Source organism: Lentzea cavernae (genome assembly GCF_014653695.1).
Lineage (GTDB): Bacteria > Actinomycetota > Actinomycetes > Mycobacteriales > Pseudonocardiaceae > Lentzea > Lentzea cavernae.
The window spans coordinates 656,618-681,239 of record NZ_BNAR01000004.1 but is presented as its reverse complement, the minus strand read 5'-3'; the positions used below and the strand labels follow the sequence as shown (position 1 = coordinate 681,239).

General features: G+C 70.7%; 26 protein-coding genes. 7 read left to right on the top strand and 19 right to left on the bottom strand.

The genetic code is table 11. The features are described from left to right. Positions 1-39: 39 nt before the first annotated feature. Genes IE307_RS17065 through IE307_RS17045 form a run of 5 tightly spaced genes read right to left on the bottom strand, consistent with a single transcriptional unit; the run spans position 40 to position 5,070 of the window. Positions 40-969, bottom strand: coding sequence for a phosphotransferase family protein (locus tag IE307_RS17065; RefSeq protein WP_191298913.1), 930 nt, complete (start codon positions 967-969; stop codon positions 40-42). Beyond that, positions 966-1,427 (bottom strand): P-loop NTPase family protein, encoded by a 462-nt coding sequence (locus IE307_RS17060; protein ID WP_191298912.1) that lies wholly within the window; start codon positions 1,425-1,427, stop codon positions 966-968. Before IE307_RS17060 ends, IE307_RS17065 begins: the two co-directional genes overlap by 4 nt. A gap of 28 nt (positions 1,428-1,455) precedes the next feature. Further along, the gene (locus tag IE307_RS17055) at positions 1,456-3,315 is read right to left on the bottom strand and encodes a CheR family methyltransferase (protein ID WP_191298911.1); all 1,860 of its coding nucleotides are present in this window, start codon (positions 3,313-3,315) and stop codon (positions 1,456-1,458) included. A 10-nt stretch (positions 3,316-3,325) separates the two neighbouring features. Beyond that, a complete protein-coding gene (locus IE307_RS17050) occupies positions 3,326-4,069 on the bottom strand; it encodes an ATP-binding protein (protein WP_191298910.1) in 744 nt (247 codons plus the stop codon). Continuing rightward, a complete protein-coding gene (locus IE307_RS17045; RefSeq protein ID WP_229904777.1) occupies positions 4,066-5,070 on the bottom strand; it encodes a chemotaxis protein CheB in 1,005 nt (334 codons plus the stop codon). Before IE307_RS17045 ends, IE307_RS17050 begins: the two co-directional genes overlap by 4 nt. A 122-nt stretch (positions 5,071-5,192) precedes the next feature. Between IE307_RS17045 and IE307_RS17040 the strand changes: the two genes are divergently transcribed. Then, entirely contained in the window at positions 5,193-5,819 is a 627-nt protein-coding gene (locus tag IE307_RS17040; RefSeq protein ID WP_229904776.1) for a zinc-binding dehydrogenase, read from the top strand. Positions 5,820-5,896: 77 nt separating this feature from the next. Continuing rightward, on the top strand, positions 5,897-6,196 hold the full coding sequence (locus tag IE307_RS17035; protein WP_191298909.1) for a hypothetical protein: 300 nt from the start codon (positions 5,897-5,899) through the stop codon (positions 6,194-6,196). 10 nt (positions 6,197-6,206) lie between these two features. On the opposite strand, the gene IE307_RS17030 is transcribed toward IE307_RS17035, so the two are convergent. The 7 genes from IE307_RS17030 to IE307_RS17000 form a co-directional block, all read right to left on the bottom strand. Then, on the bottom strand, positions 6,207-6,944 hold the full coding sequence (locus IE307_RS17030; RefSeq protein ID WP_191298908.1) for a GAF and ANTAR domain-containing protein: 738 nt from the start codon (positions 6,942-6,944) through the stop codon (positions 6,207-6,209). A 91-nt stretch (positions 6,945-7,035) separates the two neighbouring features. Continuing rightward, positions 7,036-7,194, bottom strand: coding sequence for a DUF4383 domain-containing protein (locus IE307_RS46760; protein WP_229904775.1), 159 nt, complete (start codon positions 7,192-7,194; stop codon positions 7,036-7,038). A gap of 132 nt (positions 7,195-7,326) precedes the next feature. Continuing rightward, positions 7,327-7,902, bottom strand: a complete 576-nt coding sequence (locus tag IE307_RS17020) for a DUF2231 domain-containing protein (RefSeq protein WP_191298907.1) — start codon at positions 7,900-7,902, stop codon at positions 7,327-7,329. A 228-nt stretch (positions 7,903-8,130) separates the two neighbouring features. Continuing rightward, positions 8,131-9,030 carry an SDR family oxidoreductase gene (locus tag IE307_RS17015; RefSeq protein WP_191298906.1) on the bottom strand — a complete coding sequence of 300 codons (900 nt, stop codon included), beginning with the start codon at positions 9,028-9,030 and terminating at the stop codon, positions 8,131-8,133. A gap of 25 nt (positions 9,031-9,055) precedes the next feature. Further along, positions 9,056-10,705 carry a RecQ family ATP-dependent DNA helicase gene (locus IE307_RS17010; protein ID WP_191298905.1) on the bottom strand — a complete coding sequence of 550 codons (1,650 nt, stop codon included), beginning with the start codon at positions 10,703-10,705 and terminating at the stop codon, positions 9,056-9,058. After that, complete coding sequence (locus IE307_RS17005) at positions 10,695-11,468, bottom strand: esterase/lipase family protein (RefSeq protein WP_229904774.1); 774 nt, start codon at positions 11,466-11,468, stop codon at positions 10,695-10,697. The genes IE307_RS17010 and IE307_RS17005 overlap by 11 nt, the downstream gene beginning before the upstream one ends. 160 nt (positions 11,469-11,628) lie before the next feature. Then, on the bottom strand, positions 11,629-12,834 hold the full coding sequence (locus tag IE307_RS17000) for a glycosyltransferase (protein ID WP_191298904.1): 1,206 nt from the start codon (positions 12,832-12,834) through the stop codon (positions 11,629-11,631). A gap of 195 nt (positions 12,835-13,029) precedes the next feature. Between IE307_RS17000 and IE307_RS16995 the strand changes: the two genes are divergently transcribed. The 4 genes from IE307_RS16995 to IE307_RS16980 all read left to right on the top strand — a co-directional run bounded on the left by IE307_RS16995 (position 13,030) and on the right by IE307_RS16980 (position 16,335). Beyond that, positions 13,030-13,752 carry a GAF and ANTAR domain-containing protein gene (locus tag IE307_RS16995; RefSeq protein WP_191298903.1) on the top strand — a complete coding sequence of 241 codons (723 nt, stop codon included), beginning with the start codon at positions 13,030-13,032 and terminating at the stop codon, positions 13,750-13,752. A 5-nt stretch (positions 13,753-13,757) separates the two neighbouring features. Then, on the top strand, positions 13,758-15,221 hold the full coding sequence (locus IE307_RS16990) for a PP2C family protein-serine/threonine phosphatase (RefSeq protein WP_191298902.1): 1,464 nt from the start codon (positions 13,758-13,760) through the stop codon (positions 15,219-15,221). A gap of 120 nt (positions 15,222-15,341) precedes the next feature. Beyond that, on the top strand, positions 15,342-15,689 hold the full coding sequence (locus tag IE307_RS16985; RefSeq protein ID WP_191298901.1) for a hypothetical protein: 348 nt from the start codon (positions 15,342-15,344) through the stop codon (positions 15,687-15,689). Positions 15,690-15,990: 301 nt separating this feature from the next. Beyond that, positions 15,991-16,335, top strand: coding sequence for an STAS domain-containing protein (locus IE307_RS16980; protein ID WP_191298900.1), 345 nt, complete (start codon positions 15,991-15,993; stop codon positions 16,333-16,335). 32 nt (positions 16,336-16,367) lie between these two features. Here IE307_RS16980 and IE307_RS16975 read toward each other — a convergent pair whose 3' ends face one another. From IE307_RS16975 to IE307_RS16960, 4 genes are all read right to left on the bottom strand, one after another. Next, positions 16,368-16,601, bottom strand: a complete 234-nt coding sequence (locus IE307_RS16975) for a hypothetical protein (protein WP_191298899.1) — start codon at positions 16,599-16,601, stop codon at positions 16,368-16,370. A 291-nt stretch (positions 16,602-16,892) separates the two neighbouring features. Next, the gene (locus IE307_RS16970) at positions 16,893-18,377 is read right to left on the bottom strand and encodes a family 43 glycosylhydrolase (protein WP_229904773.1); all 1,485 of its coding nucleotides are present in this window, start codon (positions 18,375-18,377) and stop codon (positions 16,893-16,895) included. 150 nt (positions 18,378-18,527) lie between these two features. Then, positions 18,528-19,265 carry a D-Ala-D-Ala carboxypeptidase family metallohydrolase gene (locus tag IE307_RS16965; protein WP_191298898.1) on the bottom strand — a complete coding sequence of 246 codons (738 nt, stop codon included), beginning with the start codon at positions 19,263-19,265 and terminating at the stop codon, positions 18,528-18,530. A 19-nt stretch (positions 19,266-19,284) separates the two neighbouring features. Further along, positions 19,285-19,515: a hypothetical protein gene (locus tag IE307_RS16960; RefSeq protein WP_191298897.1), complete on the bottom strand. Its 231-nt coding sequence runs from the start codon at positions 19,513-19,515 to the stop codon at positions 19,285-19,287. Positions 19,516-19,647: 132 nt separating this feature from the next. Here IE307_RS16960 and IE307_RS16955 point away from each other — a divergent pair, with 132 nt between their 5' ends. Further along, complete coding sequence (locus tag IE307_RS16955; protein WP_191298896.1) at positions 19,648-19,824, top strand: CsbD family protein; 177 nt, start codon at positions 19,648-19,650, stop codon at positions 19,822-19,824. Positions 19,825-19,882: 58 nt separating this feature from the next. Here the strand turns inward: IE307_RS16955 and IE307_RS16950 are convergent, their stop codons facing one another. From IE307_RS16950 to IE307_RS16940, 3 genes are read right to left on the bottom strand one after another with little or no spacing between them, the layout of a single operon-like run. Beyond that, complete coding sequence (locus IE307_RS16950) at positions 19,883-21,790, bottom strand: DUF8189 domain-containing protein (protein ID WP_191298895.1); 1,908 nt, start codon at positions 21,788-21,790, stop codon at positions 19,883-19,885. Between the two features lie 58 nt (positions 21,791-21,848). Then, positions 21,849-23,210: an aldehyde dehydrogenase family protein gene (locus tag IE307_RS16945; RefSeq protein WP_191298894.1), complete on the bottom strand. Its 1,362-nt coding sequence runs from the start codon at positions 23,208-23,210 to the stop codon at positions 21,849-21,851. Positions 23,211-23,224: 14 nt separating this feature from the next. Continuing rightward, positions 23,225-24,577: a CitMHS family transporter gene (locus IE307_RS16940; protein WP_191298893.1), complete on the bottom strand. Its 1,353-nt coding sequence runs from the start codon at positions 24,575-24,577 to the stop codon at positions 23,225-23,227. Positions 24,578-24,622: the final 45 nt, after the last annotated feature.

Sequence of the window (24,622 nt, the reverse complement as noted above, 5' to 3'; positions counted from 1 at the left end):
CCCGATCTGCTCGAGGAGGTAGTCATCGCGGGAACCGTATCAGAGCGCGCAAGTGCTTTCGGCCCGCGCCCGCACCGCGGCGACGACCTTGGCGTGCAACGGATGCGTGTCGGGCAGCGTGAGCAGGTCCACGAGCGCGAACAGGTCGAGCGCCGCGCTGACCTCCCGCCAGCCGCCGGGCACCGGTCCGCTGTCCGCGAGGAACGCCTCCGCGAAGGCCGCGCCGAACGCGGGTCCCGTGTCGTCCGGGAAGCGCAGCACGTTGCCGACGTCCGCGAGCGGGTTGCCGCTGTACGCGAACTCCCAGTCCAGCACCGCGGTCACCTCCCACCGCCCGGACTTCCGCGCGACGAGGAGGTTCTTGCCGTTGAAGTCCGCGTGGACGAGCCGCGCCACCGGCTCCACCGCGTCGAGCACCCGCTGGTCGCGCTCGGCCAGGGCGAACAACGCCGCCCTGTCCCGGGAGTCGAGCCGCAGGTCCCCGGCACGGCTCGCGGCGAACGACACCAGGTCTCCGGTCTCGGAGCCGCCCGGCACCGGTGTCAGACCGGATCCTGCGAAGAAACCCGGTGCGGGGAAACGGATCGAGCCGATCGCCGCCAACACCGAGCCCACCCGGCGGCCGAGCTCCTCCGCCTCCCCGGGACCGGGACCGGTCAGGACCCGGTCGAGCACCACACCCTCCGCGAACCGCGACAGCAGCACGGGTTCACCGGCGTCCACGCCGTCCGGGTCAGCCGCCACGACCCCGGGTACCGGCACCACACGGCCCGCCCGCTCGGCCAGATCGCGTTCGACCGCACACGTGTTGCCCCTGAGATACCGGCGCAGCACGAACTTCTCGCCGCCATCGGTCACGACGGCGATGTTCTGGTTGCGGAACCCGCCGGAGAGCTCGCCGGCGATCCGCCCGCCGGGCAGGTTCGCGGCCAGCCAGCCCGACAACGCGGCGGGCAGCTTCGAGATCACCGGATCCGCGCCAGGAAACGCGCGGTCGCACGCGGGCTCCGGAACACGTGCACCTCCGCGTCCCGCGCGTGCGCCGCGAACGCTTCCAGGAGCAGCGGCCGGTGACGGCGGCGCCACGACCACACCCACCGCCAGAAGTCGGCGCGTTCCCGCGAACGCCACACCGCCCGCCAGGCGCACCGCGGGAACGAGTAGTCGAGCAGCACCACCGCGTCCGCCCTGCGGAGCCGGACGTCGAGCACGTCGTACGGGCCGAGGTCGCCGTCCATGATCCACCGCTCGCCGGCGGCGAGTCCACTCTGGACCTCCGACCAGCGCTCCGGTGGCATCGCTTCCAGTTCCGGGCTCCAGAAGTGCTTGTCCAGTTCGACGACGGGCAGGCCCGTCGCGTCGCCCAGGGCGACGGCGAGGGTCGACTTGCCGGCACCACCCCGGCCCAGGACCACCACGCGTTTCATGCGGCGATCGTGCCAGAAGGGCTGGACGTCACACCTGGTCGGTCTGCTGCTCCATCACCAGGATCGCCCCGCCCGGCTCCCCGTCATTGTTGCGCAACGAACTGCACACGACCCGGACGACGACCTCGCGGCCGCGCCGGTTCACCGCGCTGACCTTCACCTCGTCGATGAACGCCGCGTCGGACAACGCCGAGCGCACCACCGGCCGGAGGTCGGCGACCGGCAGGCCGATGTCGAGGTTGAGGAGGTGCTCACCCTCCGCCTCGTCGCGGCGCACGCCCCACAGCTCCTCGGCGCCCCGGTTCCAGGCGAGCACGCGCATCTGCAGGTCGAGCACGACGACGCCCGCGCGCAGCGAGGTCAGTATCGACTCCAGGAACTCGTTGACCTGGTCGAGTTCCACGCTGCGCTCGCGCAGGGTGTCGTTGATGGTCTGGAGCTCGTCGTTGGTCGACTGGAGCTCCTCGTTCATCGTCTCCAGTTCCTCGTTGGTGGACTGGAGCTCCTCGTTGGTCGTCTCCAGCTCCTCCACAGTGGACTGGAGCTCCTCGTTCGTGGTCTCGAGCTCCTCGTTGGTGGACTGGAGCTCCTCGTAGGCGGACTCCAGCTGGCGGTTCGCGTACTCGAGGTCCTCGAGCAGCCTGCGCGCCGACGTCACGTCGTGGAACACCACGGACACGCCGAGGATGGTGTTGTCGACACCGACGAGCGGGTTGACGTGGATCTCGAACCACAGCGACTCACCGGGGCCGCGCAGCCACTCGACGTCCTTGACGCGCAACGACTTGCGTTCCAGCCGGGCCTGTTCGACGTAGCCGCGCAGCTCGATCGGCCGGTACGAGAGGTCGAGGTCGCGCAACGGCCGGCCGACGTCCTTGGGGGACAGCCCGAACGTGGTCTGCGCCTGCTGGTTCGCGAGGGCCACCACGTCGTCCGCGGTCACGACGACCTGGGCGACGGGGCTGGCGGAGAACGCGTGCTCCCGCAGCTCGTCGATGCCGCCGACGTCGACCCGGCGGTCGTGCACGACCGGGTGGGAGACGAAGCCGGCCGCGCTACCGGAACCGTTGGGCGCCTTGCGGAAGATGCGCCGCTTGAGGTCGATGGGGTCGAAGATGCGGCTGTGGCTGAGCAGCATCTCGGCCTTGCCGAGGAACAGCACGCCCTTGGGCACCAGGGCGAAGTGGAAGCGGCCGAGGATCTTGGACTGCGTCTCCTGGTTGAAGTACATCAGCGTGTTGCGGCACACCAGCAGGTCTATCCGGGAGATCGGCGCGTCCTGCACCAGGTCGTTGCGGCCGAAGATGACCGAGCGGCGCAGGTCCTTGCGGAAGCTGTAGCGGCCGTTCTGCTGCTCGAAGTACTTGGCGGTGAACTCCGGCGGCACGCTCTGCAGGTCGCGTTCCCCGTAGCTCGCGAGCCGGGCCTGGGTGAGCGCCTCGTTGTCGACGTCGGTCGCGTAGATCTTCACCTGCTGGCGGAACCTGTCCGGTCCCATCGCCTCGGCGAGGGCCATCGCGAGGCTGTAGGCCTCCTCACCGGACGCGCAGCCGGCGCTCCAGACCCGGATCGGGTCGTCCGGCCCGCGTTCGGCCAGGATCGCCGGGATCACGTCCTCGCGCAGGTACGTCCACGCCTCGGTGTCGCGGAAGAACCCGGTGACGTTGATGAGGATCGTGTTGAACAGCGCGCTGAACTCGTCCGCGTTGACCTGCAGCTGGTCGATGTAGTCCGGGTAGTCCTCGATGCCGATCTGGTTCATCCGGTGACGCACGCGCCGCTGCAGGCTCGTGCGCTTGTAGCCCGTGAAGTCGAAGCCGCGTGACTCCTTGAGGTAGAGCAGCACGTCCTCGAAGGCTTGGTCCGGGTCGGGGCGACGGGCGTTCACGACGGCAAAACTACCGCTTCGGCCGCCGGGCCAGCACGGCCCACACGATCTTGCCACCGTCGAACGAGGGACTCGTACCCCAGGCGAGGGACATCCTGTCGATCAGCTCGAGTCCTCTGTGGCCGGGAACGCCCGGACGCGAGGCGGTCGTGACGAGGGGGCCGGGGTCGTCGTCGCGGACGGCGAGGGACAGTCCGGAGGCCCGCAGCTCGATGCGCAGCACGGACTCGGAGCCGGCGTGCCGGACCGCGTTCTCGACGAGCTCGGTCACCACGAGCAGCGCGTCGTCGACCAGCGCGGGCAGGTCCCAGTCCTCGCAGGCGTTGCGCACCTCCTCGCGTGCCATCAGGGCAGCGACCAGCGAGTTCGGCAGGGAGATCCGCCGGTAGCGGCGGGGCGGCGGCTCTTCGGCGCGCTGGAGCGCGGTCCGCAGGTCGGTCGCGGTGGCCACGTGCCGGGCGACACCGCTGCGTCGCAGGTCGTGGCGGTGCTTCTCGGTCTCGGTGACGAGGACCATCGGCACGTCCGGCCACTGCGAGATCTTCATCCAGACCGTGGTGAAGACGGCGAGCATGGCCCTGCTCGCGGACTCGAAGTCCGGCCCGAGCCGCACGACGATCGCGTCCGGCACCCCCGCCGCCTGTTTGAGCAGCCCGTCGCGCAGTGCCGGGTAGGAGGACAGGTCGAGACGGCCGACCGGCGTCGCCACCACCACGCCCGCCAGCTCGGTCGTCTGGACGCTGATGTCCGTCACGCGCCGGCATCCTCCCGCAGCTCGGGGTTCAGGAGGAACTTGCGCAGGACGGCGGCCGCCGCCAGCGCTTCCTCCTCCTGGTCGTCGTAGCGCACCGCGACGAGTTCGCGGCCCGACCGCCGGGAGCTCGACGCCATCCGGCGCGCGAGTGAAGTCTTCTCCTCCAACGTGCGCAGCGCCATCCACAGCGCCCGTTCCAGACCGCCGTTGTAGGCGTCGAGCAGGGCGTCGGGGGTCCAGCCGTGGCCGACGAGGCAGCGGTACTGCCCGCTCTCGTTCGGCAGCGCGACGAGCGAGCCCGCGCAGTCCGGGCAGGTGAGCGTGGTCATGGTGCCGTGCTGGGGGATGTCGCCGCTCCCCGCTCCGGCGTCGTCGCGGGACACCTCGACCTCCATGCGCAGAAGTTCGGAGGCGGGCGTGCCCGCCTGTGCGTCGGGGCCCTTCCCGACGCACCGCGCGACCAGTCCGCCCATCTCGGAGGCGGGGACGACGTGGTCGGCGTCGACGTGCCGCAGGACGCTGTCCGGCATCCCGGGGTACAGCGCGTCCTCGGGGGACTGGACCAGCGCCAGGCCGCCCCTGTTCTTGATCGAGACCATGCCCGCCGTGCCGTCGTCCAGCGCGCCGGACAGGACCACGCCGATCACCTCGGACCCCCGCGCCAGCGCGGCGGAGCGGAACAGCACGTTGACCGCGGGGCGGTGGCCGTTCTCCGTCGGTCCCCTCGACAGCCGCAGCACCCCGTCCTGCACCACCGTGTGGTGGTTGGGGGGCGCGACGTAGACGTGGCCGTGCTCGACGGGGGTGCCGTCGACGACGGAGGAGACGGGGAGCTTCCCGCACCGGCCGAGGATGGTGGGCAGCGCCGAGGACCCTCCCGCCGGCATGTGCAGCACGACCACCACGGCGGCCGGGAGTCCGGCGGGCAGTCGCGAGACGAGGGTCTGCAGCGCCTCCACGCCACCGGCGGAAGCCCCGACGACGACCAGGTCCCTGTGCACGGAGCTCCTCACGTCGGCTGGGGGCTGGTTACCCCGCATCACCACTGTGACACCTCGCACACCCGCCGGCCCATCGGTGGAGGGCGCTATCGCGTGCTGCGCAGGAGCGGTCGCATGAGGTCGTGGATGTGCGGGGACGGTTCGAGGCCGAGTTCGGTGCGCAGCAACGCCCGGTACTGCTGGCGCGCGCGGCCCAGCTGCTCGGTGCGGAACGGGTGCTGGTCATCGACCGATTCGACTACCGGCTGCGCCAGGCCGAGCAGCAGTTCGGCGTCGAGACGATCAACTACGCGAACACCTCCGTCGGCGAGGCGCTGCTGGAGGCCAGCGGTGGCCGCGGGCCCGACGTGTGCATCGAGGCCGTGGGCTGCGAAGCGCACTCGACCGGCCCGCAGCACGTCTACGACCAGGTGAAGAGCAAGCTCAAGCTGGAGACGGACCGGCCGATCGCGGTGCGCGAGGCCATCTACAACTGCCGCAAGGGCGGGTCGGTCTTCGTGCTGGGCGTGTTCACCGGCTTCGTCGACAAGTTCCCGCTCGGCGCCATGATGAACAAGGGCCTGACCGTGCGCGGCGCCCAGCAGCACGGCCAGCGCTACATCCCGATGCTGCTGGACCGCATCGCGTCCGGTGAGCTCGTCACGAACCACCTGGCGACCCACGTGATGCCGCTGGCCGACGGTCCCCGTGGCTACCAGCTGTTCAAGGACAAAGAGGACGGTTGCGTGCGCTCGGTCTTCCAGCTCTAGAACGACGTTTGGCCGCGGCGTGCGCGGGTATGGCATGAGACATGACCAGGACTCCTTGCCACGCCGAAGGTGTCGAAGTGACGCTGCGGTCCAAGACGATGGTCCTCGACTTCACCGGGGAGTGCGACGGCTCGGAGATCCGGCTGGTCGCCGAGCTGCCGGACCTCGGGGGAGCCGAGGACGGCGGGACCGTGGTGCTGGAGCGGGACGCGGCGACCGTCGTCCAGCCGGGCGGAGAGATCCGCCTGGAGGCACGGGAACCGGTGCGCGTCGACGGCGAACCGGTCGACGTGGAGTTCGTGCTGCCGGAGAGCCCCGAGTCGACGGTGCTGTCCGTCCGCGGGCTCCTCGTGCGCCTGGAGTCCGCGGACGACTGAGGACCGGTCATCAGCGCTGGGTCAGGATCCCGTTGACGAACTCCTCGGCGACGATCCGCAGCTTGCGGTTCTGCCGCTGCGACTGACCGACGAGCATGGAGAAGGCCTCGTCCGCGGTGATGCCGTGGACCGCCATGATGATCCCCTTGGCCTGGTCGATCACGGCACGGGAGTCCAGGGCGGTGCGCAACTGTTCGGAGAGCTCGATGGCCCGCAGGTACCTGGTGTGGCTGCGCAGCGCCAGCTCCGTCGCCGCGGTGTACAGCCCGAGCAGCGACCCGTCCAGGTCGGCGAACCCGTTGTGGCGCGTCGAATAGACGTTGATGGCGCCGGCATGCCGTTCGTCGACCGTCAGCGGGGTGGACAGGAAGCTGTGCATGCCCTCAGCCCGGCACGCCCGCGCGAACACCGGCCACCGCTCCAGCGCCTCGTCCATCGCCGCGCGCTGGAGCTCACCGGTCTTCGCGGCGTCGATGCACGGCCCGGCGTCCTCGCGGTACTCGACGGCGTCGAGCCGCACGACGAGGTCGCTCGTGGCCGACGCGGTGAACGGCGCGCCGTGGTCGAGCAGCGTCACCGACACCCCGTCGGCACCGGGCACCGCGCGCACCACCTGGTGGCAGACGATCTCCACCAGTGCGGGGAGGTCGTCGGAGCGGCTGAGCGCCTCGTCCAGCGAGTTCAGCGCCCTGGTCACCTCGTCCAGGGCCTCGCCGAGCGGTGAGCCGTCCGGCTCCTGCGGTGTCACGAGCAATCACCTCGTCGAGTTGGGGTGCGGACACGTGGTCCGCGGGGTCAGCACCGGCGGGTACCGCGGCCGAGGGCCACGCCCAAGCCGGTCACGCCGACGCCGAGGAACAGGTGCAGCCGGTGTTGACCGGCATGAAGTCGGCGTCGCCGTCGTGGTCGATCAGCGGTCCGCACAGCCACAACAGCAGGTAGATCGCACCGCCGCCGCCGAGCGACATCGCCTCCGACTCGTGGCCGGTGAACGACATCGTGTCGTGGTTCGTGCGAACACCGCGGCGACTGCGACCGACGCCCTCTGCGCCGATGAACGCGCGGTCATCTCGGTTCGAGCCACATCTGCTCCCCGTGAACGGTGGGACGCCGCTTCGGTCGCGCGGCTGCTACCCCTGCGCCGACCCTGCGAACTGGCGGTCGCCCGTGGGCGCGGCGGCCGCCAGCGGCCGTTGCCAGCGGAACACACCGGCACCCTGCGCGTAGGCGAGATGACCACCGAGGGCGCCGCCCGCTCCCATCGCCGCCAGCCCGAGCAGGCTCAGCACCTTGCCACCGATGTGGGCCTCCCGCTTCCGCGCCGCGTAGGAGGCGGTGAAGCACGCCAGCGCGGCGGTGTTGGCGATCGCGTGCACCACGCCCACCCGCCGCTGCCGCCGGTTGAGGTCGGCGTAGTCGGCCAGGCCCAGGACGACGGCCGGTGGCGCCGCGGCCAGGCCGATGGCGGTGAGGCGCCGCGCCGCGTCCTCGTTGCCCGGCCGCGCGTCCAGAGCCGACGCGCACACCCAGGCGCCGATGGGCACGGTGATCATGAGGGGGTGCAGCGGGTGGCCGAGCCACGACCCGCGCAACGCCTCGGCGAGACGCGGTTTCATCAACCGCTTGGCGGCAGCCGTCAGAGCGGCCGCCGGCCGGTCAGCGGCCCGCAGGTCCTCGACGGCGCGCAACACCTCATGAAGGTTCATGGTCGCGGATACCCCGTCACGCGCATCCCACCCTTCGACCGGGTGCCGCCGGGCCCGAGCCGTCCCGAGCGGGCTGCGGTGCGGCACGCTGTCGTGCTGTTCGTCGTGCTGACCGGTCCGCGGTCTGGCAGCCGTCGTGCTGACCGGTCCTCAACGGCGGCGGCGAGTTCAGCGGTGGTCCGTCCGAGACCGTCCTCCCGCAACGAGGGGCGGAAACGCCCTCCGGTGTCAGGTGAGCGGCTGGCCGCCGGTGACGCCGAGGATCTCACCGGTGACGTAGCTCGACTCCTGGGAGGCGAGGAAGACGAACGCGGGTGCCAGTTCGGCGGGTTGCGCGGCACGGCCCATCGGCGACTGCGCGCCGAAGTCGCCGATCTTCTCCGCCGGCATCGTCGCCGGGATCAGCGGTGTCCACACCGGACCGGGGGCGACGGAGTTGACCCTGATGCCCTTCGCGAGGAGATCGGCGGAGAGCGACTTGGTGAAGTTGACGATGGCGGCCTTGGTGGCCGCGTAGTCCATGAGCTCCGGCGAGGGCGAGAACGCCTGGATCGACGAGGTGTTGATGATCGCGGCGCCGGGGCGCATCAGCGGCACCGCCGCCTTGCACAGCCAGAACATCGCGTAGACGTTCGTCTTGAACACCCTGTCGAACTGCTCGCTGTCGATGCCGAGCAGACCGTCCTCCTGCACCATCTGGTAGGCCGCGTTGTTCACCAGGACGTCGATCCGGCCGAACTCCGCCCCGGCGCGTTCGGCCACCGCGCGGCACGCGTCCTCCGTGCGCAGGTCGCCCGGTGCGAGCACGGCCCGCCTGCCCGCCTCCCGCACCAGTTCGGCGGTGCGTTCGGCGTCCTCCTGCTCCTCGTCGAGGTAGGAGATCAGCACGTCCGCGCCCTCGCGGGCGAACGCGATCGCGACGGCCCTGCCGATGCCGGAGTCGCCGCCGGTGATCACGGCCTTGGTGTCGCGCAGGCGCTCGCTGCCCCGGTAGGAGCGTTCGCCGTGGTCCGGCTCCGGCCCCATCCGGCTGCCGGTGCCGGGGTGCGGCTGCTCCTGGCCCTCCTGGCGGCCGGGACGCGGGTACTGCTCGCGAGGGTCTTGGCGGGTGTACTGGTCTTCTGACATGTGCGGTCACCTCGTGACGACGGGACTACGGCACCGCGGGTGTTCCCGGGCCGCCGGTGTTCAGCCGCGAGAGCACCCCGGAGTCCTCGATCGCGGTGAGGGAGAGCGTCTTGTAGCCGACGTCGTCGAACAGCACCATCAGCCGGTCGACCTCGTGGTGCACCACCGTGCCCCGGCCCCACTGCTCGTGGCGCACCACCGAGTTCGGCGGGTACTCGCTGCCTTCGGGGCCGTCGTCGGGCAGACCCTCGTCGCAAATGTCGCAGTTCCCGCACGGCGAGTCCAGCTCCTGACCGAAGTAGCCGAGCAGGAAACGCCTGCGGCAGTCCCGCGTCTCGGCGTACCGGTGCATGACCTCCACCCGCGAGCTGTCCCGCTTCGCCTGCCGTTCGGCCTCCTCGGCCACGGCCTCGACGGCCTTGCCCGGCGGGGGAGCACCTTCCTCGTACCACGCGCGGTCGTGGCCGGTGCGCACGATCTCCGCGCGCTCCAACAGGTTCACGACGCTGGTGACCTTGCGGCGGGAGTGGTCCAGCCGCTGCGCCAGGTCCGTGATCGCGATGCCGCCCCGGCGCCGGCGCACCGCGGCGGCGACCTCGCGGACGCACTCGCGGTCCAGCGAGCGCGCGGTCAGGAAACGTTGCAGGCCGCGGTCCTCCGGACGGTGGAAGAGCACCACCTCGGCCGGTTCGCCGTCTCGTCCAGCCCGGCCGATCTCCTGGTAGTACGCGTCCAGCGAACCCGGTGTCGCGGCGTGCGCGACGAAGCGCACGTCCGGTTTGTCGATGCCCATGCCGAACGCGGAGGTGGCCGCCACAACGCCGTAGTCGCCGCGCATGAAGCCGTCCTGCACCTGCTTGCGGTCCGCGGCCTTCATGCCGGCGTGGAAGGCGGCCGCGGCCAGACCCCGCGCGGCCAGGTCGGCTGCGTAGCGTTCGGCGTCCTTGCGGGTGGGCACGTACAGCAGGCCGGGACCGGTCCGTTCGGCGACCCAGTCGGTCACCGCCCGCCTGCGTTCCTCGTCGTCGGTGCAGAAACGGGACGACAGGTGCAGGTTCGGCCGGTCGAACCCCGCGACGACGACCACGGGGTCGTGCAGGCCGAGGTGCTCGACGACGTCGGCCCTGACCGGACCGCTCGCGGTGGCGGTGAGGGCGAGCACGGGAGGATGGCCCAGCCGCTCGACCACGTGCCGCAGCCGCAGGTAGTCGGGCCGGAAGTCGTGTCCCCACGCGGACACGCAGTGGGCCTCGTCCACGACGAACAACGACGGCTTCGCCTCGTGCAGCCGGTGCAGCGTCTCGGCGTTCGCGAGCTGTTCGGGTGAGAGGAACAGGTACTCGGTCCTGCCGTCGCCGAACGCCTGCCACGCCTGCTGGATCGCCTCGGCGGACTGGGCGGAGTTGATGGTGGCGGCGGGCGGCGCGCCGGCGGCCCGCAGCGAGTGGGCCTGGTCGCGTTGCAGGGCGATCAGCGGCGACACGACGACGGTCGGGCCGTCGAGCAGGATCGCCGGCACCTGGTAGATGGCGGACTTCCCGGCGCCGGTCGGCATCACGACGAGCGCGTCGCGGCCCTCGAGGAGGGTCCGCATGCCGATGAGCTGTTCCTGGCGCAGTTCGGTCCAGCCGAACACCTCTTCCGCGGTGCGCAGGAGTTCTTCGTCAGCCGGCATCGCGCAGGTCGAACCTTTCGGCGGCCCACGCGGCCAGGCGCGGGCGCAGGGCGAGGTACACGTCAGGGTCGAGGCCCATGCCGGTGTGCGTGCTGTGGACCTCGACGCACTCGGCCGACGGGTCGAGCGACAGCCGCCAGGGCACGATGCCGTCGGACTTGGAGTACACCGACACCGCGGGCACCTCCGGCGGCAGTGGCGCGGTGGCCGCCGCGACGTTGTCCTCGAAGCACGTTCCCGACAGGCAGTCGTTGTCCATCAGGCCGGGCACGCCGAGCGCGGCCAGCCCCGCCAGCGCCCTCGCGGCGAGCAGGACGTGCGGGTGGGCGCCCATGGGGTCGAGCAGCGGGCTGCCCAGCATCACCAGGCCGCGCACCAGGTCGGGACGGCGGACGGCGGCCAGCCTCGCGAGCCCGCCACCGCGGCTCTGACCGAGCAGCACCACCGGCGCGCCGGTGGCCTCGACGTGCTCCTCCAGGCGCTCCACGATCCGGTCCACGAGCTGGGAGGTGCAGCCCACGTTGAAGCCGACACCGGCGCCCACCGGCACGTAACCGCGGTCGCGCAACCAGGTGGTGGCGAAGGTGAGGCTGAATTCGTTCGCCCCGAAGCCGGGCACCAGCACCACGCCGAGACCGGCGCCCTCGTGGGGGTCCGGCTCGCGCCACACCGGGTGGCGCACCAGGCGGGGGATCGTGAGAGCGGCGACGGCGACGTGTTCGCGCGCCAGCGACCGCAGTTGTCCAGCAGCACTCAAGGTCATGACTCCGCTCGTTCTTCTCCGAGTGCAGAGGAATTAGCCCGGCACAGCCCGCACAAACACCGAGCAGCGTCACGTTTCGGAGTCCGGCAGGTCAGGACACCGACGACCACGCGCACCGCACCCAGGACGTCGACCGCGATTTGGTCCCTGAACTGCCTGCTCACGCCTCGGACGCGGAGGCCTGGTGCACCGGATCCGCCGCGCCGGCCGTCCGCGCACCGGCCTGCTCGTAGAGGCGCAGGAAGTCCGCGGCGACCCGGTCCCAGGAGTACCGCGCGGTGACGCGATCGCGGCCGGCCACGGCGAACTCGTTGCGCAGCGTGTCGTTCAGCAGGAGCGAGCGCAGCGCCCGGGACAGGGCCACCTGCTCACCCGGAGGCACGAGCAACCCGGTCACCCCGTCCACGACGACGTCGGCGAGCGCGTCGACCGCGGTGGCGACGACCGGCACGCCGCAGGCCATCGCCTCGAGCGCGATCGCGCTGGACGGCTCGTACGACGACGCGCAGACGACGACGTCGGCGGAACGCAGGAGTGCGGGCATCGCCGAGCGCGCCACCGGACCGGTGAACGCGACTCGCGGGCCGGCGTCGACGTCGCGCGCCTTCGCGGCTGCGGGATCACCGCCGGGTCGTCCCAGCGGAAGGCCTGCGACCACCAGTTCGGCGCCGTCGACGCGGAACAGCGCGCTGATGACGGCGTCGACGTGCCTGGGGGTGAGCTGCGTGCCGGTGAGGACGACCCGGTGCGGCCTGCCGCGCCGGGCCTCGGGACCGTCGGGCGTGAACGCGTCGATGTCCACGCCGCTGGGCACGACGGAGATCGCCGACCGGTGCACACCCGCGTTGAGGAGTTCGAACGCCTCGCTCGAGCTGCCGGCCGCGACGTGCGCGACCTCCCTGCCCACCAGGACCTCGAGCTTGCGGCGCTGCTCCGGGCCCGTGCCGCGGGTGGTGCAGTGCCGCTGCTCGGCCGCCGCGAGCGAGTGGAACGTCTGCACGACCGGAACGCTGATCCTGCGTCCGCCGAGCACGCTCACCATGCCGGACACCCACCGGTGCCCGTGCACCACGTCCGGCGGGGAGGTCGCCCACTCGCGCAGGAGCGACGAGGTGAAGGCGCCGATGTGCGGCAACGCGTCCTCGTCGGCGAGCCGCTCGGCGGGCCCGGCGGGCACGTGCACCAGCTCGTAGCCGCGGTCGGTGCGGACTCGCGCCGGCGCGCCGCGGTGGTCGCGGCGGGTGTAGACCGCCACCTCGTGCCCGTCGCGGCACAGCGCGGCCGAGAGCCCGTCGACGTAGGCGCCGTGCGGACCGGCCGCCTCATCGAGCGGGCTTCCGTCAGCGGACACCATGGCGATCTTCAATTAGGACTCCCGTTGCGGCATGTGACAAGCACGTGGAACGAGCTGTCTGCTCAACTCGGAGTGAAAAGCCCACTCAAGGGCACCGCCCGGGATACCCGGTTTCTGCTGATCGAAACCTGTGGTGCCGACGGCGCGCAGGCGGTTCGCGAACGTCGCCCGCCGGTTTGCCGCTGAAGTCCGAGGGAAGCCAGGCCAATGGACCACGACCTGCCGCTGGCCGACGAACTTGCGGCCGTGTCCGCGCGGATGTCCGGCTTGCTGCTCTCGCGGGAGACGGTCCACACGGCGCTGACCCTGGTGACGTCACTGATGCGGGAGGCGCTGCCCGGCACCGCCGGAGCGGGCGTGACCCTGATGGACGAGAACGGCCGCAAGCTGACCGCGGCCGCCACCGACCCGGTCGTGGAGCACCTCGACGGGCTCCAGTACGAGCTCGGAGAGGGGCCGTGCCTGAGCGCGTGGGAGCAGAGCCGCTCGTTCCGCATCGACGACATCGCGAGGGAGAAGCGCTGGCAGCGCTGGACCTCCGCCGCCAGGTGGTCGGCGATGCGGTCGGCGATGAGCGCGCCGCTGGTGGCCGGCGGCACCGCGCTGGGCGCGATCAAGGTCTACGGCCACGACCCCGGCACGTTCGGGGACAGGGACCAGTACCTGCTCACGATGTTCGCCGCGCAGGCGGCGATCCTGGTGGCGAACGTGCGCTCGCTCGACAACGCGGGGAGGTTCAGCGACGCGCTCGCCGAGCAGATGCGCGGCCGGGACGTGATCAGCATGGCGAAGGGGATCGTCATGGCGCGGGAGCACGTGGACGAGGAGACGGCGTTCTCCCTGCTGGCGCGCGGCTCCCACGAGGAGAACAGGAAGCTCCGCGACCTCGCGGGCGCACTGGTCCGCTCGACCACCCGTCGCGGGCGCTGATCATCATGACGAACGAGCAGGACTCGTCGCGACAGGACGAGCAGCACCGTGCGCTCACGCACGCGTTCCGGCGCTCCGAGCTGACGCTGCAGCAGTTGTGGACCCGGTACTTCGCCCTCGGCGGGGACGCGGGCCCGGTCGAGGTCGAGGCCTACCTCCACGGGCTGATGCCCCTGCCGGCGTCGCAGCGCGACACGCTGGCGCACGCGGTCAACGAGCGCCTGGACGAGCTGACCTGGCCGCAGCGGGTCCCCTACACGTTCCGGGCCGGCACCGGCGGCCCGCGCACCGGCCCGCTGGCAGGACTGGTGGCGCTGCTCGACGGCATGCACCAGGCGCCACCGGAGCACCTGCCCGCCGTCGCCGCCCGCGCCGGCCTCGCGCTGGGCCTGCGCATCACGATCTACCTCGTCGACTACGAGCAGAGCCTGCTGCACCCGCTCGGTGATGCCGCGAACCCCACCCCTCTCGGGGTCGACTCCTCCCTGCCGGGGCGGGCGTTCCGCACCGTGGAGGTGGTCCCGTCCACGACCGGCGGTCCCGCGCGGCTGTGGGTGCCCCTGCTCGACGGCGTGGAACGCCTCGGCGTCCTCGAGGTGGTCCCGCCGGAGGGAGCGGACCTGCACGACCCCGACCTGCGCCTGCGCTGCCGGTGGCTGTCCTCCCTGATCGGTCACCTCGCGACCATCACCACGCACTACGGCGACGGCCTGGACGCCGTCCGGCTGCAGCGCCCGAGGACACCGGCCGCCGACCTGATCTACCAGCTGCTGCCACCGCTCACGGCCGCCGTCGACAGCTTCGCCGTCGCCGGTGTGCTGGAACCCTGCTACGAGGTCGGTGGTGACGCCTTCGACTACGCGTTGTCGGCCGGCACGGCGTCGCTCGCCATCTTCGACGCCGTCGGGCACACGATGCGCAGCGGGTTCGTCGCCGCGGCCGCCCTGGCCGCGTCCCGCAGCACCCGCCGCGTCGGGCACGGTCTGTTCGAACAGGCCCGCGCCATGGACGAGACGATCAACGGCCAGTTCCCGCGCGGCGCCTTCGCCACCGGCGTCCTGGCCGAGCTGGACCTGGCCGGCGGACGCCTGCGGTACGTGAACGCCGGCCACCCGCCACCCCTGCTGCTGCGCTCCGGCAAGGTCGTCAAGACCCTCGGCGGCGGGCGCCGCCCGCCCTTCGGCCTGGGGACGGGCGAGCTCACCGTCGCCGAGGAGGTCCTGCAGTCCGGCGACTGGATCGTGCTGCACACCGACGGCGTCACCGAAGCACGCGACCCCGACGGGGAGTTCTTCGGTGAGGCGCGGCTGACGGACTTCCTCGAACGGGAGGCGGCGTCGGGGCACCCGCCGCCGGAGACGGCGCGCCGGTTGGTGAAAGCCGTGCTGGCACACCAGAACGGCGTCCTGCAGGACGACGCGTCCGTTCTGCTGGCGCGGTGGATCAGGCCCGGCGAGTTGAGCGTGTGACCGCACACTCGGAAACTCTGCGTCAACGGCGACATCCGTTGTGCTGACCGGTCTTTGGACGAGAACGTCTTGGACGCCGACCACTTGTGCCGCAGGTGATCGGGGAGAGACGCTGTTCCCATGACGTCCGGCGAACGGGCAGCGGCGCGTGCGCGCGCCACGGCGGAGCGCATCCGCGAGCTCGCGGTGCGCCGTGCCCAGCTCCGCACGCGTGCCGGTCGGGCGTCGACGACGGACAACGTCGAAGCGGCCCTGGTCGCGCTGACCGAGGCCCGGCACCAGGCAGCCCGCGCGCGGGAAACGTTGCGCGAAAGCCTCGGCAGCGCCGCCGAGGCACACGACCGGGCGGCGGAAGTGCACTCGCACGCGGCGGCACGGGGTGGGCCCGGAGCCGCGGCGCACGACGCGGCGGCCGCACAGCACCGCGCCGCCGCGCTGGTGGATCGCAGTCGTGCCGCCGAAGCGTGAACCGGCGCATTCGTCCTTTTTGGAGGAGTGCAGTTCGTGTGACGGCGAAATCATTCGTGCAAATTGGTCACAGCCCGTGACATTTAAGTGAAAAGTTCCCTCGACCGCACGAGTGCGGTTGTGCCGGTGCGGACACGGGCATAGCTTTGAACCCAGATCCTGAAACATCGACTTCTGGTGAGGTAAATCGAGCAGGTTTTCCGGGTGGGGCAGCGGCTCGCGTCGGCGCTTTTCGCGGTCAGCCGATGGGAGCACGGCAATGATCTCCGAACGTCGAAGTTCAGAAGTCCTGGAAGCCCACGTGACCCACCACGGTGGAATAGCTGTTCTCGTCGTCACCGGCGAAATCGACATGTTCACCGAAACGACTCCGCGCACCGTGGTCGCCGACGCGTTGAAACGAGCCCCTGACGGGTTCGTCATCGACCTGCGGGCGGTGACCTTCTTCGGCTCCAGCGGCATCAACCTCCTGCTCAGCGCGCAGGACGAGGTGGAACACCTGGCCGTTCCGTTCGCCGTCGTCGCGACGCGGGACGTGGTGCTCAGACCGCTGTCCCTGACCGGGGTGGACGTGCTGCTCCCGTTGTTCCCGAGCCTGCCGGCCGCACTCGCCGCCGTCCGCACCCGATCCGTCGGGCACGGCTGAGACGCCGTCTCCTCACAGGACCCGGCGAGATCTCATTCCGGTGGTGCGTTCCGGCTCGCCGGTCGCCGCACCCGCACGATGTTGACGGTGTCCAGCACGGTGGTCGACCGGTTGGGCAACAGCACCGGCACCCACGAATGACCGGTCTCCGGATCGACGACGTGCGGCCCGGCCACGACACCGCGCAGGTAGGTGTCCGGGTGCATCGCATCCGGGTTGAGGTAGGTGATGACGGAACCGCTGCTGGGGGACTGGGAGGCGGACATGGGGATCCCGGTGGCTCGAAGGGCTGCGAGCTGCCGACGGCTCGGCGTGCCTGTCGAGTACCCCTGCGACTTCACTGAAACCTCGCCCGCATCACACCGTGCTCGAGCATCTATCGGGTGAACCGTTCACCGGACGCGAACCGCCACGCCCGTGGTCTCCGGATGTCGTGTGCGGGTCCGCGCCGATGCGGTTCGGCTGGTTCGGGACAGCACCGCGCACGTTCCTGCGCACCAGTGCTTGATCCACCAGGCCTGGTGCGCAGGAACGGGTCAGCCGGGGCGGCCGAGGGCCTACCGGTGGCCGACGGCGAAGTTGTCGAAGGCCGCACCGGTGTTGAAGACGCGGACACCGTTGGCACCGCTGGAGAAGCTCGTGTCGGTCACCGAGATCTTCGGCGTGGCCATGTCGCCGACGAACACCTTGATCGACGACCCGATCGCCTCCACCCGCAGGTGGTGCGCCACGTTCGGCCGGACCGTCACCGGTACCGAGGCCAGCTGCGTCCAGTTGTTGTCCGCCTTGCCGAGCACCACGCGCCCGTTGCCGGTGATCCCGGCGTAGTAGCCGCGGTAGCTGTCGGTGCCGGTGGTCGCGCCGGTCGCTCGGAACACGACGCCGCTGTCACCGCCGGCGGACCTCGGGATGACGTCGGCGTCCTGCACGAAGTTCGAGAAGTTCGTGTCCAGCAACGACTTCCCGCCGAACGACGCCCCGGTCTCGTACCGGCCGCCGCTCGCCGACCAGGTGCCGCCGTGCGTGGTCCAGCCGACGGCGTTGCGATCGTCGAAGTTGTCCTCGACGCGCATGGTCACCGGCTGGATGGTGCCGTCGGCGTTGAAGTTCATGCGGTCGTAGGCGAGTTGCCGGTCGTTGGCGCCCGTGCGGCTCAACGGACGCCGGTGGTAGACGATGTACCAGATGTCCGTGCCCGGCACGTTGATCACCGAGTTGTGGCCGGAACCCCTCGCCACGGAGGCGTCCTGGCTCAGCACCCGGCTGATCTTGGTGAACGGCCCGGTGGGGGAGTCGGAGATCGCGTAGGACACCGCGTAGTTCGGGCCGGTCCAGCCGTCCTCGGACCACATGAAGTAGTACTTGCCGTTGCGCTTGAACATCTGCGAACCCTCGGTGAAGTTCGCCGGCGTGATCTCCTTGTACGTGCTGCCGTCGGCGAACTGGCCGAGGCTCGTCATGTCCGCGTTGAGCTTGACCACGTTGGCGTGTCCCCAGCCGCCGTAGTACATGTACGCCTGACCGTCGGTGTCGACGAACACGTCCTGGTCGATCGGCTGCGCGCCGTTGACGAACTGGGCGATCAGGGGCTTGCCGATCGCGTCGCGGTACGGGCCCTCGGGCCGGTCGGCGACCGCGACGCCGATGCCGCCCAGTTCGGAGTTGCTCTGGATGTCGTTGGCGCCGAAGTAGAGGTAGTACTTGCCGTTGCGCTGCACGGGCGCAGGCGCCCACACGGCCCGGCGCGCCCACGAGATGTTCGCCTTGGTGAGGACATTGGGGTGCTTGGTCCAGTTGACGAGGTCGGTCGAGGAGAAGGCGTCGAGGTACGTCTGCTCGTCGTACGGCCGCGACGACGTGGGGAAGACCCAGTACTTGTTGTCGTAGACGGCGACATCGGGGTCGGCGTACCAGCCGTCCACGAAGGGGTTGCCGGCCTCCGAGGTCGCGAAGTCGGGCACGGCGGCCGCGGACGAGGCCACGGCGGGCACGCCGCCGAGCAGGGAGACGGCCAGAGCCGCCACGACGATCTTTGACGTCAAAGTCTCGTCCAATCTGCAGGGATCGGTTTACAACGTTGTAAACACGCTGTGCATCGATCCAAACACCCGCTGTGCGGCGCTGTCCAGATCGGGAACGAGAACGCGGTGACCGGCGGAGGCCGCCGGTCACCGCGTGTGGACGCTTCAGCGTCAGATGCCGCAGCTCGGCGCGGACCAGAAGCGCGACGACTTGTGCGCGACGTGCACGTGGTCGTTGTGGCCGGTGTAGCCCGGGCCGAGGATCTCGTTGAAGCCGTGGTTGCGGGCCTGCTTCGCCAGCGCGCAGAAGCCCTGCGGTCCGGCGCCCAGGTCGACGGCGTCACCGTAGAGGTGGCGGCTTCCCGCCGCACCGCCGACGGCGTTGTTGCACGAGACGCTGCGGAAGCCGCCGTTCACGTCGATCGGCCGGTCGCCCATGGCGTGCCGCATGGCCTGCAGCTTCCACATGGACACCAGGGCGTTCGCGCGCGCGGTCGCCGCGGAGACGTTGCCGCCCGCCCAGGTGGAGTTGCAGTTGTTGAGCTCGTCGTAGGTGAAGTTGATCGGCGTGCAGTCGTTGTCCTGCAACGCGTAGATCTTCGTGAACGTCGCGGAGCCGGCGATGCCGTCGGCGCCGAGACCGTAGGCCTGCTGGAAACGGGTCACGGCGGCCTTCGTGGCCGGGCCGAACTGGCCGTCGATGCCGAGCACCGCGCCGTACCCGGGATAACCCGCCACCCGGATCTGCAGCTGGCGCACGTCCTCGCCCGAGGCGCCCTCCGACAGGGTGCGGTTCCAGGTGTAGCAGGCGTCGGCGGCCTGCACCGGGTCGGCCTCCGCCGCCGCGGCAGGGGTGACGACGACGGCGGAGAGGAGGGCGACGACCGGTAAGAGGAAACGGAGTTTCATGACAAGCGGCACCTTTCGATCACAGGGAGGTGCAGCCTGTCGAGTCGGCGCCGCGTCTGTCAACGAGCCACCAAATGAACATCGAGTTCGGTGGGGAGAAACCACCCGGATAGCCGTGTCGCGCCAGTCGGTCGCGGCGCCGGGTGAGGTGCGCGATCTCCGCGGTGGTGCCCGCCAGTGCGATGGCCCTGTCGCAGGCGCCCTTGATGAACGCGACGGTCTGCTCGCCGCCCCGTGCGGGCGTCCTCACCACTGCTGCGAACGCGATCAGCCCCGTTCCGACATCACATCCGAAAGTTTCCGGGAGGCGTTTCGGATCCGTGGGTGCGGGGGCACCCATCAGCAGACGTCGCACCTGAGACTCAGGTGCCGGGAAGGAAACATGGGCACCGACGACAAGATCGACGCCAAGGCCGACCAGCTCAAGGGCAAGGTCAAGGAAGGCGTCGGCAACGCGACCGACGACACCGGCCTCGAGGCCGAGGGTCAGGCCGACCAGACGAAGGGTCACCTCAAGGAAGGTGTCGAGAAGGTCAAGGACGCTTTCAAGAAGGACTGACCTCCTCCACGCACACGACGGCGGCGTGCACCTCGGTGCACGCCGCCGTGCCGTGTCGTCAGTTGCCGGCGAGCTGCCAGCCGCCGAACGGCGCGTCCGGGCCCACGGCCGTCTGCACGCGTTCGTGCAGGCGCATGTCGGCACCGAGTGCGAGCACGCGCACGAGGCCCTGCGCGTCCACCACGGCGGAGGGCGCGCCCTCGAAGTAACCGCCGAGGTCCTGCCACGGCGTGAAGTTCCCCGCCGCGTCCTGGCGGATCATGCTCAGGCCGTAGGAGTCGTTGCGCGCGAACGCGAGCGTGCGGCCGCCGGAGGTGACGGCGGCGACCGGGCCGATTCCGCCCATGCCGCCGAGGTTCTGCGGCGTCGTCTCCCACGCGCCGTTCGCCGTCTGCTCCCGCAACGTGCTGACGGATCCGTCGCCGTGGCGGCGGGTGAAGACGCGGACGCGGTTCCCGTCCAGCGCCGTGCCGATGGACGCGGTGCTCTGCGCGGCGACAGTCAGCGCCTGGTAGGTCGTCGCGCCGCCGACGTTCTGGTACCAGTGGAACGCGTTGCCGTTGCCGTCGGCGAAGACGTGCATCCGCCCGCCCGGCGCGGTGATCGCGGAGGGCTGGGACATCGCCTTGCCGCCCCCGCCGGACGCCGTGGCCCAGCTCGTGCTGAAACCGCTGCCCACCTGCCACTTGTTGCCCAGGGTGCCGGCGCGGTTCACGACGTACAGCTCCAGGACGCCGTTCGAGACGCCGAACACCGGTGTCTGGTAGGCGGGCGTGCTGCTGTTCGGGTTGCCGAGCGAGGTCCACGAGCCGAAGCTCTGCGCGCCCGCGGCGGTCTGCGTGCAGGTGCGGATGGCGGCGGTGTCGAGGTCGAGCACCGCGAGCTGCAACCTGTTGTCACCGCGCATGGCCACCGCGACACCGGGAGCGAACGACCCGGCCAGCAGCAGCGTCGGACCGACCCACGCGCCGCCGGTGGGCTGGCGCCACCACATCAGCGAGTCGCCCGCCGCGATGAACGCGTGCACCGTGCCGGCGCTGTCGCGCGCGACCCACTGGGGCGCCACGGGCCAGCGCTCGTAGCTGCGCGACATGTTCACGTCGAACGTGTCGCCGGTCAGCGGGTCCTGCGCCTTGTACTTGTTGTAGGCGGCGGTCTTCGGCGTCCGCAGCGCGAGCGGAACGTTCGGCTGGGACTGACGGGTGTTGTAGCAGCGGTAGCGCACGAGCAGCGCGTACGGGCGGCCGATCGGTCCCTCGTAGGTCTTCACGGCCCGCTGGGCGAACTTCGCCGCGGCGATGTGGTCCCAGTGCTCCGGCATGCCGTTGGCGTACCGCTGGTCGTCCGGGTGCGGGTCCTGGCACCGGATCACGGTCGGCTGGTACTGCTGCAACAGTCCCACGAGGACGTTGACCAGGGTGGACTGCGTGTAGTTCTGCACCTGGTTCGCGGGGCTGCCGGTCGGGACGATCGTGCTGGTGCTGTAGGACGTGCTGTTCCACAGGTTCGTGAGGGCGTCGATGTGCAGGTCGTCGCCACCGTCGGGCAGGTTCAGGTAGACCAGCTGCACGTTCGGCTTGCCGTCGAGGGTGTTGATCTCGACCGTCCTGCCCGCCACGACCAGCGCGGTGCGGGTCCACGTGCTGGCCACTCCCGCGAGGGACGCGTAGGCGTTGCGCTGCCCCTTGTGCAGCTCGGCGGAGAGCTGCTCGCGGGTCAGGTCGTCGGTGCCGTTGTACTCGTCGGCGGTGAGCACGATCGTCCGCACCGGACAGCCGGACAGGATCGCCGGCTGGATGTCCGGGTTGATGAACAGCAGGTCGTCGTCGGAGTGCGCGATGATGTTGACGAAACTCGCGCCCGTCGGCGCGTCGGCGTGCGCGGTTCCGGCGTTGACCCCGACGGCGGTCAGTGCGGCGGCGGTGCCACCGGCCTTCAGAACCGTGCGTCTGCTGATCTTGGGCATGTGGGCGGCCTCCCGGAGCTTTCCTGATGCCCGGACTTCGGTCGGCGATGAATCTTCGTTACACCGAACCGCTCAGCCAGTACGTGCGGACGGTCGTGAACTCGCGGATGCCGGCGGCGGCGAGTTCCCGTCCGTGCCCGCTGCGCTTGGTGCCGCCGAAGGGCAGACGCGGATCGGACGCGACGATCGCGTTGACGAAAACCGCACCGCTCGTGATGGTTCCCGCCAGCCGCAGCGCCCGGTCCGGGTCGGCGCTCCAGATGCTCACCCCGAGCCCGTACTCGCTCGCGTTGGCCAGGTCCGCGAGTTCCGCGTCGTCGGCGCCGGTGGCCAGCGCGGCGACGGGGCCGAAGGTCTCCTCGTCGAACGCGACGACACCGGGACCCGTGCCGGCGAGGACGGTCGGCTCGTAGAAGTAGCCGGGTCCGTCGACCGGGTTGCCGCCGAGCAGCAGGGTCGCGCCCTGGCCCACCGACTTCTCGACCTGGGCGTGGAGCTGGTCGCGCAGGTCGGCGCGGGCCAGCGGCCCCACGGTCAGCGCGCGCGTCCTGTCGACGAACCGGGCGGTGAACTCGTCGGCGATGGCGTCGTGGAGCAGGAACCGCTTGGCGCACACGCAACTCTGACCGGCGTTGGTGAACCGGGCGCGCACGGCGGCGGTGGCGGCCGCGTCCAGGTCGGCGTCGTCCAGCACGATGAACGGATCGGAACCGCCCAGTTCCAGAACGGACTTCTTCGCCGCGCGGCCCGCCGCCGCTCCGACCGCCGCGCCCGCCCGGTTGCTGCCGGTGAGCGTGACGGCGGCGACGCGGTCGTCGGCGATGATCCGCTCGCTGACGGCGGGCACGTCGGGTTCGGCGACGACGAGCGTCGTCAGCGCACCGGGCGGGAACCCTGCGCGGGCGACGAGGTCCTGGATCGCGAGCGCGCTGCCGGTGACGTTGGGGGAGTGCTTGAGCAGCACGGTGTTCCCGGCGGCCAGCGTCGGCACCGCGAAGCGCATCACCTGCCACAGCGGGAAGTTCCACGGCATCACCGCGAAGACCACGCCCAGGGGTTCGTACCGGATCCAGGCCCGCGTACCGGGGCCGACGTCGACGGGCTCGTCGGCGAGGATCTGCTCGGCGTTGGCGGCGTAGTACTCGGCCGTGATGGCGGACTTCTCCACCTCGCCCAGTGCCTCGGCGACCGGCTTGCCCATCTCGGAGGTGATCAGGGCGGCCAGGGAGTCCTGCGAGGCGCGCAGTTCCCCTGCCAGGACCCGCAGGTGCGCGAGGCGGCGCGGCAGCGGCGTGGCGGCCCAGACGTCCGCGGCGGACCGGGTGGCGGCGATCGCGTTGTCCACTTCGGACGGTGTGAAAGCCCGGTGTTCGGCCAGTGGTGCGCCGGTGGCGGGGTCGACGGTGGTGATCGTGCTCATGGGAGGACTCCTCGTCAGATGCTGATGGCGCCGGTGAGCACGGCGAAGACGATCCAGGCCAGCGATCCGAGCGTGACCGGGAGAAGGGCGAACCGCTGGAAGTCGCCGAGGTCGCGCTTGACCAGGCCGAGCAGCACCCACAGCGGCGCGGAGGCCGGGCCGACGGAGTGCAGCATCTGGCCGATGACGCCGGCGCGGGCGATCTCGTCGGCGGGGATGCCGAACTGGGCCGCGGACTCGGCGAGAACGGGCAGCACGCCGAAGAAGTAGGCGTCGTTGGACATGAAGAAGCTCAGCGGCAGTCCGATGACGGCGGTGAACACCGGGATCAGGTTGCCCATGCCGTCGGGGACGATCGACAGCATCGACTTCGCCATCGCCTCGACCATGCCGGTGTCGGTGAGGATGCCGGTGAAGATGCCCGCGGCCAGCGCGAGCACCACCACGGGAACGGCGCTGGAGGCGTGTCGCTTGATGACGTCGCCCTGCTCGGTGAGCTTCGGGTGGTTGACCAGCAGGGCGATGACGAACCCGGCGATGAACAGCGTGACCAGCGGGGCGACGCCCAGGACGAGCAGGACCAGCAGCAGTGCGGTGAGGCCGGCGTTGAACCACATCCTCCACCGGGGCGTGACGGACTCGGGTTCGTCGTGGTCGTCTCCGCTGTCGGATCCGCCGGTGATCGTCGTGGTGCCACCGCCGCGGCTGCGGTTGGCGGCGATCTCCTGGGCCACCTCGGCGATCACGAGCGGGTCGACGCGGCGGCGCTGGCGCCGGCCGAGCAGATAGGCGATGAGCACGATGACGCCGCCGGTCAGCGCGAGCGAGGGCAGGAACGGCACGAAGTAGGCCGTGGCGTCGAGGTGCAGGACGCTGATGGCCCGCGTCGCCGCGCCGCCCCACGGGGTGGAGCCGGACACCGCGCCCAGCGCCATGGTCGCGATCGTGGCGATGACCAGTGGGTTGATGCCGAGCCTGCGGTAGATCGGCAGGAACGCCGAGCAGATGATCATGTAGCTCGTGGTGCCGTCGCCGTCGAGAGCGACCAGCAGCGCCAGCACGGCCGTGCCCACGCAGATCCGGACTGGATCCCCTTTGGACAGACGGATGATGGCGCGGGACACCGGGTCGAACAACCTGGCGTCCATCATGACGCCGAAGTAGAGGATCGCGAACAGCAACAGGATCGCGGTCGGTGCCACGGTCTTGATACCGCTGACGGCCATGTCCCCGAGATCACCGCCGCGGCCGGCGATGATCGCGAAGACGACCGGCGCCGCGATGATCGCGACGAACGCCGTGGCGTACTTGCGCAGCACGAGCACCATGAACGTGCCCAGCGTGAGAAAACCGAGAACGGCAAGCATCTTTGCTTCTCCACTCGCGCGGATGGGGAACGTGGGCCGGGAGGC